Source organism: Bacillus sp. LR_5 (genome assembly GCF_042709275.1).
On sequence record NZ_JAVAXX010000014.1, the window covers coordinates 20,190 to 32,546 of the forward strand.

Below are 12,357 nucleotides of genomic sequence, written 5' to 3' on the forward strand. Positions count from 1 at the left end.
GCTCCGGAAACGGAGCTTGTTTTTTAAAAGGATAAAATCCCGATTAAATTTAAGAATACAATAATAATGGCTAATGGCACGATAAAACGAAGCAAATAAAACCATGTGTAAAAGAATGCTTTACCTGCATTTGATCCGTTTCTCATTTCTTCCCAGAGCTCGCGCTTCGAAATTTTGAGCGGGATAAAAAGAGAAATTAACAGAGCCCCTAATGGCATTAAAACATTGCTGACGGTAAAATCGGCAATGTCAAAAAACGTTTTACCAAATATGTGGACATCGCTCAATACACCATACGACAAGCAGCAAGGGATTCCGACCAAGAAAATCAAAAGCCCGCTCGCCCATGACAGTTTTTTTCTCTTCTTTTCGTTCCCTTTTCCGATTGTGGCGACAATAATTTCAACCATCGAAAACGCTGAGGTTAAGGCTGCAAATAAAAACGCAACGAGAAAGCCGATAAAAAACAGTGTGCCGAACGGAAGCTGTTCAAATACGGCCGGAAGCACTGTAAATAGCAGTGTCGGACCTTCATTTGGCTGAAAGCCGAATGAGAAAACTGCCGGAAAAATGGCCAAACCCGCCAAGAGTGTCACAATGATATTCATCACGACAATGGAGGCTGCCGAACGAGGGACATTTTGTGTTTTCGGCAAGTAAGAGCTGTAAGTCACCATCACCGAAACCCCCAGTGTTAACGTAAAGAAGGCCTGTCCCAGCGCGAATAATATGGATTCCGGAGTCAGATCGCCGAAATGAGGCACAAGCAAAAATTTCACGCCTTCCATCGCACCATTAAGTGTGAGAGACCGAAGAACGAGAAGAATAAACAATATAAACAAAATCGGCATGATCACCGCGCTGACCCGTTCAATCCCTTTTTGAACCCCTCTGGCGACTACCAAGACAGTCAGCACCATAAATACAAACTGAGCCGCGAGCGTCTGCACCGGATTTTGGATAATAGAAGCAAAAAGGGTGCCATACTGCGCTTGAGAAAGTCCGGACAGTGAACCTGATGCTGTCTTCAAGATATACAGCAAAATCCATCCTCCGATTACACTGTAAAACGACAGTACTAAGAAACATGCGGCTACGCCGACCCACCCTGTAAGAAACCAAGCTGTTCGCGGCGCTTCTTTTTTATATGCATCAATGGCATTCGTCTGGTTCCGTCTTCCAAAAAGAAATTCCCCCACTAAAAGCGGATAGCCTAAGAGGATGGTAAATAACACAAAGATAAGAAAAAAGGCTCCTCCTCCATTGGTTCCCGCTACATAAGGGAACTTCCATATCGCGCCCAAGCCGATGGCCGAGCCGGCGGCTGCCATGACGAAACCGATTTTCGAAGCCCATTGGACTGGTTTTTGCTCAGACAATAAACGTCACTTCCTTTCCAGCCTATATTATCTCTTATTTTTGTCTTCATTTCTATATATTCATGATCAAGAATATAAAAGAGAGCGGCCTGAATCACCGCTCTCTTTTATCGAAAGATTATTGATTTAATTTTGAATGCTTTCTTGAATACAGGAAATAGATTGCCAAGCCGATTAACAGCCACACAAGGAAGCGTACAATCGTCACCCATCCAAGATTTAAAATTAAGAACAGGCAGAACAGAATCGCCAGGCCTGGGATCACTGGAACCCCTGGGCATTTAAAGGCTCTCGGAAGATCCGGCTGTTTCTTTCTCAAAACGATAACTGCCACAGAAATCAGCACAAACGCTGACAGCGTCCCGATGTTTACCAGCTTTGCAAGTTCATCCAGCGGAACAAGTGAGCCGAGAAGCGCCGACATCGTTCCGAAAAACCAAGTGGCCACATAAGGTGTTTTGTGCTTTGGGTGTACTTTAGAAAGTGAGCCAGGCACCAGTCCGTCACGCGACATGGCAAACATGACGCGTGTCTGTCCATAAAGCATCACGAGCATAACGGTTGTCATTCCCAAAACGGCGCCAATATCAATGATGCCTGCCACCCAGTTTTGCCCGGCGCTTTGAAGAACGAGAGAAACCGGATGATCCACACCCGCAAACTGAGCAAACGGGATAACCCCTGTCATGATCGCTGATACGGTGACATATAAAATCGTGCAAACCAATAAAGAGAATATGATGCCTTTAGGCAGATCCTTCGCAGGATTTTTCGTCTCTTCCGCAGCAGAGGATACAGCATCAAATCCGATAAAAGCAAAGAATACGAGCGCAGCTGCACTGAATACGCCGCCAAAGCCCATCGGCATAAACGGCTGCCAGTTATGCGGCTTCACGTAAACGGCTGCCACAGCGATAAACAGCAGAACGACGAGCACTTTCAAGATGACCATGATGTTGTTGACTCTTTTTGATTCTTTAATGCCTAAATAAAGCAAAAACGTTATCGCCATTACAATGACGAATGCAGGCAGATTAAACATGGTAAAGGTGCCTTTCACTGCCCCCGGTGCCGCTGTTAAAGCAACCGGAAGATGAATGCCGAGCCCTGATAAAAACGATTGGAAATAACCAGACCAGCCGACTGACACTGCACTTACCGCCAGCATGTATTCCAAAATTAAATCCCACCCGATAATAAAGGCCATGAGCTCACCCAATGTCGCATAAGTGAATGTATACACCGAACCTGAAACAGGTACACTTGAAGCAAATTCTGCGTAAGACAGGGCGGCGAATAAACAAGCCAGCGCCGCCACAACAAATGAAATGGTCAGCCCAGGACCGGCCGTGACTGCACCTGTTCCCGTCAGCACAAAAATCCCTGTGCCAATAATGGCTCCGATTCCAAGCAATGTTAAATCGAATGCCCCTAATTCTCTTTTTAAAGATTTTTCACCACTCGTCGCAGCAATTAAATCCTGAATGCTTTTCTTCCTAAATACGCTCCCTTTCATTCCCCTTCAACTCCTAGACTAATGATCTATTTTTATATATTTTATTTGAATTTTCTGAATTCATGAGCGACATTGGTCATTTTTCTTTTTTTCTACTCTATTTGTACCGGTCGCAAATCATTCCTTTCTCCTATTCAATATTATATATAAAATCACAAAAATGAAAACAGAATTGTTAGAAAAATCGACATTTTTTTTATTTTTAAATTTCTCCTAACATAAAAAAACCAGCCATCATGCTGGTTTTCGTTGATTATGATGAAATAAAACGGCCGCCATTCACATGAATGGTCTGCCCTGTCATATAGGAAGATTCGTCAGATGCCAGCAGGACATAGGCGCCTGCATGCTCAACCGGCTGTCCCGGCCTTCCCATTGGGGTATCCAAACCGTGCTGTTTCACTTTTTCCTCAGGGAATGTCGCCGGAATAAGCGGTGTCCAAATCGGGCCGGGCGCTACCGCATTCACTCTGATGCCTTTATCCGCAAGCGACATTGCCATGGATCGCGTAAAGGAGACAATCGCACCCTTTGTGCTGGAGTAATCAATTAACGCCGTATTCCCTTCATAAGCGGTAATCGAAGTCGTATTAATAATTGCACTCCCCTCTTTCAAGTGAGGCAAAGCTTTCTTCGTCATATGAAACATGGAAAAAATATTTGTGCGAAATGTTTTTTCCAGCTGTTCTGTTGAAATATTGAGAATGCTGTCCTGCGGATGCTGTTCAGCGGCGTTGTTCACCAATATATCAAGTTTGCCAAAATGGTCTACGGTTTGCTGCACAGCTTGTTCACAATGGTTCTCGTCCCCGACATCTCCCGGGATAAGCAGACAGCGGACATTTTCCTTTTCGATCCGTTTACGCGTTTCTTCTGCGTCCGAATGCTCATCTAAGTATAGAATGGAGACATCAGCCCCTTCTTTAGCAAACGCAATAGCAGCTGCTCTCCCTATTCCGCTGTCGCCCCCGGTAATGATCGCGACTTTTCCTTTCAGCTTTCCGCTCCCTTGATAGTCCTCGTCCTCTGACAGAGGCAGCGGGTTCATTTCTGACTCAATGCCCGGCTGTCTGTCCTGATGCTGCGGCGCTTGCCCTTCTGTTTGTCTGTCCATTGGGTTCATATTCATCACTCCTAGACATGTGGTTGATACTGAACGTTACCACGCCATAGAAGCGAATAAACGACAAAATATGTTAAGAAAGAACTTCTTCAGGAATGAAGCCTGTATATTTCGCTGATGGACGGAAGATCATGTTGTTTTCTGCCTGCTCCAACACATGGGCACACCATCCTACCATTCTGCTTGCTGAAAAGGTCGGTGTAAACAATTCATCCTCAAAATCAATCGCCTTCATGACAGCCGCCGCATAAAATTCAACATTTGTATACAGCTTACGTCCCGGTTTGTAGATTTCAAGCAAACGAATCGCTGCTGCTTCTACATGCAGCGCAAGATCAAGATCGCGGTCATTACCGGCCACCTCTTCTGCTTTTTGCCGCAAAGCTTCTGCCCGCGGGTCCTTCGTCTTGTACACCCTATGGCCAAATCCCATCAGGCGCTCTCCTTTTTCGAGTTTTTCTGTCATATATGCTTCAGCATTTTCTTTTTCTCCAATGTCTTCAAGCATTTTTGTTACCGCAGAAGGAGCGCCTCCGTGCAGCGGGCCTTTCATCGTGCCGAGAGCAGCAGTGACGGCAGACACTAAATCACTCTCTGTGGATAATGTGACCCGTGCCGAAAAAGTGGATGCGTTCATGCCGTGCTCCATGGCCAGGATCATATATGATTCAAGCGCTTTCTTTTTTGCCTCTGAAGGCTGTTCACCTGTGAGCATATAATAGTAGTTTTCGACATGTCCGTACTGGGAAGATGGCGCAATTGCCTGTTCACCGCGCGTCCATCGTTTTCTGTACGCAATGATAGAAGGCGTGATTGCAATCAGCCGAATCGCTTCTTCAGTTTTTGGTTGAAACGAGTATGCATTTTCCCCCAATGCTGAAACAACCGTTCTCAGCACCGACATGTCGTCCATTTTGTTTGGCAGTGACTGAATCAAGCGCTCGATGTGTTCCGGCAGGTGCCGCTCCGCAGCCAGCTTATCTTCAAATGTATGCAACTCTTCAGGTGACGGCAGTTTTCCAAATAAAATCAAATAAGCGGCTTCTTCAAAGCTATGATTCAGCGCGATGTCTTTTGCATGATGACCTCTGTAAATCAGACGGCCTTTTTCACCATCAATATGGCTGATAGATGTCTCCACACATGTAATTCCCTTTAATCCGTAATGTACCATTTGTATTCCCCCTATCCTTTTCTGTTATTATAGTAAATATAATATTTAAAAAATATTGAATATTTTAAAGGGAATTAATTAAAAATATTAATCAGAGGGAGAATAGAAATGGATTTCAAATGGCTTCACACCTTTGTGACCGCTGCGAAATATGAAAACTTCCGAAAAACAGCGGAAACGCTTTTTTTATCTCAGCCCACTGTGACCGTACATATCAAGCAATTAGAAAAAGAAATCAGCTGCAAGCTGTTCGAGCGAAAAGGCAGGCAGATCCAGCTGACTGATGAAGGCAGGGCTTATTTGCCGTATGCGCTGCGGCTTCTCGATGATTACGAAAACAGCATGGCAGAGCTTCACAGAGTGAGACAAGGCTACTCTCAAACCTTACAGCTCGCGGTTTCTCCGCTTATCGCAGATACTGTGCTTCCTTCTGTCATGAAGCGGTACACAGCGATGAATACGGAAACAGAAATGGCAGTTACGATTTTCGAATCAGCAGAAATCGCGTCGCAGATTAAAGCCGGGGAAGCAGATATCGGACTGAGCTGTTTAAAGGTACAGTCTTCCTCTTTAACCTGCCACTGTTTATATAAAGACCCTGTTGTCCTTGTTGCCCCCCCTGATCAGCGTTTCATAGATGACAAAGAAATTGATGCCAAAGAGGTGCTCGAGCAGTACCTGCTTTTGACCCACAATCATCCTGATTACTGGGACGACTTGCTCCGTCAAGTCAGAGTGACATTTCCATTTGTGAGAACAATGAAAGTGACACAAACACATATAACGAAACGGTTTATCAAGGAAGGACTTGGAGTTTCATTTCTGCCCTTATCTACAGTAAAGCGTGAATTGGCAGAGAAACAGATGATCAGAATCCCTTATCAATCAATACAGTTGCCCTATGCCGGCGCTTACGCAATCGCCCTTTATGAAAATAAGAAAGAAAAAAAATTCTTGGATTTTCTATCACATTTTCATTTTTAGGAGCAACCAACACGGATGTGCTCCGTCTAATGAAAAAACCCGTTCCAATGAACGGGTTTCCTTTAAAATTAGAATCTTTTCGCACCGAGGTAACGAGGCTTCCAGTAGCTGTTGTCCAGGCTGCTGATTTGTACGCCGTCAGATCCTGCATGTACGAAACTGTTGTTCCCGACATAAATTCCCATGTGGGAAGGGCCGGATTTATATGTTGTGAAGAAGACAAAATCTCCGACAGACGGGCTGGAAATGCTCTTCATAGAACTCCAGTATCCCGCAGTGCTTGTTCTGCCCACACTTGTTTGTTTATTCAGCACGTACCAAATGAATCCGCTGCAGTCAAAGCCGGAAGTTGTCGTTCCGCCCCATTTGTATGGCGTTCCGATTAACGCTTTGGCATCAGAAACCAGCTTGCTCACATTAAGTGATGTGGTAGATGATGCTTTACTGCTTGAAGATGATGAAGAACTGGAAGAAGCAGGTTTTGAGCTTGTGCTTGTTCCTTTTACTTTCAACACTTGGTTGACATAGATTACATCTGATTTTAAGCCGTTTAAGCTTTTTAATTTGCTAACGGTCGTGCCGTATTGCTTTGCGATTTTAGACAGACTGTCCCCGCGCTTCACTTTATAAGTTGAAGTTGAACTTGAAGATGTTGATACGCTTGATGAGCTTGAGCTGCTTGAACTTGCTGAACCTTTCAGTTTCAGGACTTGTCCGATACGAAGCAAGTCTGACTTTAAGCCATTCAGTTTTTTCAGTTCATTGACTGTCATGCCGTATTTTTTCGAAATTTTCCAAAGGCTGTCCCCGCTCTTTACTGTGTATGTAGAAGATGATGAAGAACTGCTGCTTTTTGAACTTGTAGATTTGCCGTTAATCGATAAAGTCTGCCCTACATAAATGATGTCTGAGCGAAGGTTGTTCTCTGATTTAATTTTACTGATCGTAGTGTCATATTTTCTTGAAAGATCCCATAAAGTGTCGCCTTTTTTCACCTTGATGCTTTGTGCAGATGCCGCTCCTGCAAATAATGTCGATCCTAAAACAACTGCTGTCGTAGCTGTAATGATTTGCTTTTTCATATTTTCCTCCCCAAATGTTAAATCTATATATATGTATCTCTTTTTTTAAATTAATCTTATTGTTTTCTATTATAAGGATAGATTCCCAACAGAAATAGTCTTGACTTCATGCGACAAATTTCTTAATTATTCGTTCCTAAAAAAAGTTTTTAAGGGTATTAAATATTTCATTTTCATTTCAAAGGTGACAAAAAACGAGTGCTTTTGTCATGTTTTTTGGGATGTTTTTCAATATAAAGGAAATAAATGAAAAGCTTTCGGGGTCCACTCACTTATGGAAGAATGTGTGATAAAGAATATACGAGGAAAGCTGCGGTTATCCGCAGTTTTTTTATTTAAACAAACATATCATGCAAGGACAGAGAGGTAAAGATTTTTCTGAAAAATGAATGCTTTGAACCAACTAAGGCAAAATAACGAAACGACGTTTTTCATTTCCTTACAATGCTTTACTTAATGTTTACACGATCAACAGCCGCGTTTAACAAAATTTCCCTAACATGATAAACAGAATACATTAAAGGAGGCATGCAAAAAATGAATTTGTTTCAAAACATGAAATCAAAACTTTTGCCAATCGCCGCTGTTTCTGTCCTTACAGCTGGGATCTTTGCCGGAGCCGAGCTGCAGCAAACCGAAACGGCTAGCGCCAAAAAACAAGACAAAGCCGAGATCAGAAATGTCATTGTGATGATCGGTGACGGCATGGGGACTCCTTACATAAACGCCTACCGTTCCCTAAAAAATAACGGTGAAACACCGAATAACCCGAAGTTAACGGAGTTTGACCGGAACCTGACAGGCATGATGATGACGCACCCGGATGACCCTGACTATAATATTACAGATTCAGCAGCTGCCGGAACAGCATTAGCGACAGGCGTTAAGACATATAACAATGCAATTGGCGTCGATAAAAACGGGAAAAAAGTAAAATCAGTACTTGAAGAGGCCAAACAGCAAGGCAAGTCAACAGGGCTTGTCGCAACGTCTGAAATTAACCACGCCACTCCAGCCGCATATGGCGCCCACAATGAATCACGGAAAAACATGGACCAAATCGCCAATAGCTATATGGATGACAAAATAAAAGGCAAACAAAAAATAGACGTTTTGCTTGGCGGCGGAAAATCGTATTTTAACCGCAAGGACAGAAATTTGACGAAGGAATTCAAACAAGCCGGCTATAGCTATGTAACAACAAAACAAGCACTGAAGAAAAATAAAGATCAGAAGGTGCTCGGGCTTTTCGCAGACGGAGGGCTTGCTAAAGCACTCGACCGTGACAGCAAAACACCATCTCTCAAAGACATGACGGTTTCAGCAATTGACCGCCTGAACCAAAATAAAAAAGGATTTTTCTTGATGGTCGAAGGCAGCCAAATTGACTGGGCGGCCCATGACAATGATACAGTAGGAGCCATGAGCGAGGTTAAAGATTTTGAACAGGCCTATAAAGCCGCGATTGATTTTGCGAAAAAAGATAAACATACACTTGTCATCGCAACTGCTGACCATACAACCGGCGGCTTTGCCATTGGTGCAAACGGCGAAAAGAATTGGCACGCGGAGCCGATTCTCTCCGCGAAAAAAACGCCTGAATTTATGGCCAAAAAAATCAGTGAAGGCAAACCGGTCAAAGATGTGCTCGCCCGCTATACAAATCTGAAATTTACATCAGAAGAAATCAAAAGTGTTGAAGCTGCTGCACAGGCTGACAAAAGCAAAGGCGCCTACAAAGCCATCATCAAGATTTTTAACACACGATCTAACAGCGGCTGGACGAGTACCGATCATACCGGCGAAGAAGTACCAGTATACGCGTATGGCCCCGGAAAAGAAAAATTCCGCGGACTGATTAACAATACCGATCAGGCACACATCATATTTAAGATGTTAAAAACAGGAAAATAAAGAGGATGCAGAACGCTGCATCCTCTTTTTTTATAAATACCTGCGGTGAACACCTTTTCCATCGTACGAAAACATGACCTCCTTATCCTCAAGCACAGACTCGATGTGTACGCTTCTTCCCCAAAGCTGAAATAAATAAGGGAGCACTTTCTCCAAATATTTCAAATCCAGCTCTATGCCTTCATACCAATGCTTAATATAGAGCTCGTTATTTTTCATGTAATCGCCGTCGTTTACTGTCAAATATGGAAACCCGCCGTTTACCCGCATGCTCACGAGCTGGTCGCGTACCGATTTCCATTCTTTGTCGACGATTTTATAATCTCTGCCCTGTTTTTGAAACAAATAAAGATCCTCGCGCATAACTAAGTCTTTTGTTAAGTAATTGCGGATGAAAGAGATATCGGATTCAATTTCCCTGACCTCAAACATTTTCTCCCTGCCTGAGTCAGGCTTCACGCCCATTTTCTTCATTTCTTCCGTCGGGTTGTTGTACCGCTCCTCAATGTCTTCAAATATTTTCAGCCCTAAATAATAAGGATTGATGCCTGTTTTGGACGGCTGAACGACACCTGCATTCAGCTTGGCGAACTCTATCGCTTCATCAGAGGTTAAATCAAGCTCACGTATAATTCGCTGGTGCCAATAGGAAGCCCAGCCCTCATTCATAATCTTTGTTTCCAGCTGAGGCCAGAAATAAAGCATTTCCTCTCTCATCATCGTTAAAATATCACGCTGCCACGGCTCTAGCTCCCGGGAGTGCTCCTCGATAAAAAGCAGAATATCTTTTTCCGGCCGCGGCGGGAAAGGTTTTTTCGATTTTTTGACTTGTTTTTTCGGTTTCTTTTCATCCAAAGACCATAGATCATCGTATGGCGTCGCTGCCTCTTCAATATCCTCTTCCTCATCATCCACACTCCATAGGAGCTTCGGACGGACCAAAGACGGATCGATATGCTCCTGAATCGAAAGGATTGCGTCTAAAAAAGCTTCTACTTCTTTTATCCCGTGAACCTGTTCATAATGTTTAATCCGCTCGGCCGTTGCCGCCATACTTTCCACCATATCGCGCTTCGTGTTTTGGAATCGGCAGTTGTTTTTGAAGAAATCACAATGGGCCAGAACGTGAGCGACAATCAATTTATTTTGGATCAGTGAGTTGCTGTCCAGCAAAAAAGCGTAGCATGGATCTGAGTTAATGACCAGCTCATAAATCTTGCTTAATCCAAGATCATAATGCAGCTTCATTTTGTGAAATTGCTTCCCGAAGCTCCAGTGGCTGAATCTTGTCGGCATCCCGTACGCGCCGAATGTATAAATAATTTCAGCCGGGCAGATTTCATATCTCATCGGGTAGAAATCAAGGCCGAATCCTTTTGCAATTTCGGTAATTTCCTCAATTGCCCGCTGTAATCCCTTCTTCTCCTCCGCGTTCAACCGAATCCCCCCTACTTGGACTTATCTATAATGTATGAGCCCGCCTGACAAAAGATGATAGCCTCGCTTGGGCAGAAAAAAATTCGCTCGGCACATTCAGCTGTTTGCCGATTGTGCCAGTGGGTAAAAACACACCATATTACGAAAAAAAGGAGCGATACCAATTGAATGTAGCAGACATGCTTTCTTCTTATCTCAGTAAGCTGCCAAACTTAATCATTGCTTTACTCGTCTTATTAATCGGATGGGCTATCGCTAAAATCATTGAAAAGGCGGTTTACAAAGGGCTCAGAAAAACAAAAATTGACGACAAGCTCTTTGCTGGGAAAAAGCCATCACGCTATTCCTCAGAAAAAGTCATAAGCAAGGTCGTTTATTTTATCGCATTGATTATCGTCTTTATTTTATTCTTTAACATTTTGCACCTGACATCAGTGGCGTCACCGTTTGTCAGCATGCTTTCCGCAATTACAGCAGCTATCCCGAGTGTGCTAAAGGCTGGACTCATTTTGCTGTTAGGATGGGCTGCAGCCTCTGTATTGAGCTTCCTTGTTAAAAAAATCGGGATGAAGCTGAACACGAGTGACAAGCTGCGCAAGTGGAATTTGGTGTCTGAAGGAAAAGATATTCATCAGGCAGTCAATGCCGCTTCGCAAATTGTCTTTTATCTCGTGTTGCTTGTTTTCCTGCCAGGGGTTTTATCTTCTTTGAAAATCAGTGGCATTTCAGGTCCGTTTACAAATATGATGGAAAGCGTGCTTGCTTTTCTGCCGAAATTATTTGCCGCCGCGCTTATCGTTTTAATCGGCTGGCTTGTTGCCCGTCTTGTACGTGACATCATTACGAATTTCCTTGCAAGCATCGGTACGGAAAGATTCGCCGCACGTATGGGTTTATCTATTTACTTAAAAGATACAAGTCTTTCTGCAGTCATCGGAACAATCGCTTATGTGCTGATTTTAATACCAGTTGTCATTTCAGCGCTTGACCAGCTGGATGTCGCCGGCATTTCGAAACCGGCTGTCTCTATGCTGAATACCATTTTAAACATGCTTCCGAACATCATCATTGCCATCGTGCTTGTTTTAGCGGGTATGTGGGCAGGAAAATGGGTAAACACCATGGTGTCCGGACTCCTCCATCGCGCAGGCTTTGATTCTGTATTAGGAAAAATGGGCATGGAAACAGGAACGCCTGCCAAGCTGTCCCTGTCTCAAGTTGTCGGTATGATTGCGCAAATCATTGTCATTCTGCTGTTTACAGCCGAGGCGCTGCAAATTGTTCAGCTGCACTTTCTCGTAGAGATTGCGACTGGCATCATCGCGTATCTGCCGAATGTCCTTGTCGCTGTATTCATTCTCGGCATCGGCCTTTACGCCGGGGAATTGGTGCGAAAAGTGCTCGCAAGCACAATCAAAGGCCAGGAATTCAAGTCTTTAGCGGCGATTGCTAAATATACGGTTATCGCACTTGCTTTCTTTATGGCCCTTGACCAGCTTGGTGTCGCTGCCACAATCGTCAATTCCGCGTTCATCATCGTGCTTAGCGGCTTCGCACTCGCCTTCGGTTTATCCTTTGGCCTTGGCGGAAAGGATTTTGCATCGCGTTATCTGTCTGCATTTGAACGTAAAATGCAAAACACCGAAATTGACAAGAACCGTAAAAACCAAAATCCGCCGAATAACATGTAATCAAAAACGTGTACCCAGCAGGGTACACGTTTTTTAATGGAAAATTCCTTTTTTTTC

At 43.8% G+C, this 12,357-nt stretch carries 9 protein-coding genes; 3 read left to right on the top strand and 6 right to left on the bottom strand.

What is annotated here, in order from left to right:
• Positions 1-23: 23 nt before the first annotated feature.
• From RAC86_RS05210 to citA, 4 genes are all read right to left on the bottom strand, one after another.
• Positions 24-1,379, bottom strand: coding sequence for a sodium-dependent transporter (locus RAC86_RS05210; protein ID WP_061188263.1), 1,356 nt, complete (start codon positions 1,377-1,379; stop codon positions 24-26).
• Between the two features lie 118 nt (positions 1,380-1,497).
• A complete protein-coding gene (gene bcaP / locus RAC86_RS05215; protein WP_014113186.1) occupies positions 1,498-2,895 on the bottom strand; it encodes a branched-chain amino acid transporter BcaP in 1,398 nt (465 codons plus the stop codon).
• 253 nt (positions 2,896-3,148) lie between these two features.
• Entirely contained in the window at positions 3,149-4,018 is an 870-nt protein-coding gene (locus tag RAC86_RS05220) for an SDR family oxidoreductase (protein WP_014113185.1), read from the bottom strand.
• 73 nt (positions 4,019-4,091) lie between these two features.
• A complete protein-coding gene (gene citA / locus RAC86_RS05225; RefSeq protein ID WP_072566004.1) occupies positions 4,092-5,192 on the bottom strand; it encodes a citrate synthase CitA in 1,101 nt (366 codons plus the stop codon).
• Between the two features lie 108 nt (positions 5,193-5,300).
• On the opposite strand from citA, the gene citR reads away from it, so the two are divergent.
• Complete coding sequence (gene citR / locus RAC86_RS05230) at positions 5,301-6,176, top strand: transcriptional regulator CitR (protein WP_014113183.1); 876 nt, start codon at positions 5,301-5,303, stop codon at positions 6,174-6,176.
• Between the two features lie 68 nt (positions 6,177-6,244).
• Here citR and lytE read toward each other — a convergent pair whose 3' ends face one another.
• Positions 6,245-7,258, bottom strand: coding sequence for a peptidoglycan endopeptidase LytE (gene lytE / locus RAC86_RS05235; protein ID WP_014113182.1), 1,014 nt, complete (start codon positions 7,256-7,258; stop codon positions 6,245-6,247).
• Between the two features lie 528 nt (positions 7,259-7,786).
• Here lytE and phoA point away from each other — a divergent pair.
• Positions 7,787-9,172 carry an alkaline phosphatase PhoA gene (gene phoA / locus RAC86_RS05240; RefSeq protein WP_072566003.1) on the top strand — a complete coding sequence of 462 codons (1,386 nt, stop codon included), beginning with the start codon at positions 7,787-7,789 and terminating at the stop codon, positions 9,170-9,172.
• A gap of 30 nt (positions 9,173-9,202) precedes the next feature.
• On the opposite strand, the gene spoVR is transcribed toward phoA, so the two are convergent.
• Positions 9,203-10,609 carry a stage V sporulation protein SpoVR gene (gene spoVR, locus RAC86_RS05245; RefSeq protein WP_041520906.1) on the bottom strand — a complete coding sequence of 469 codons (1,407 nt, stop codon included), beginning with the start codon at positions 10,607-10,609 and terminating at the stop codon, positions 9,203-9,205.
• Between the two features lie 164 nt (positions 10,610-10,773).
• Here spoVR and RAC86_RS05250 point away from each other — a divergent pair, with 164 nt between their 5' ends.
• On the top strand, positions 10,774-12,300 hold the full coding sequence (locus RAC86_RS05250; protein WP_072566002.1) for a mechanosensitive ion channel: 1,527 nt from the start codon (positions 10,774-10,776) through the stop codon (positions 12,298-12,300).
• Positions 12,301-12,357 lie beyond the last annotated feature (57 nt).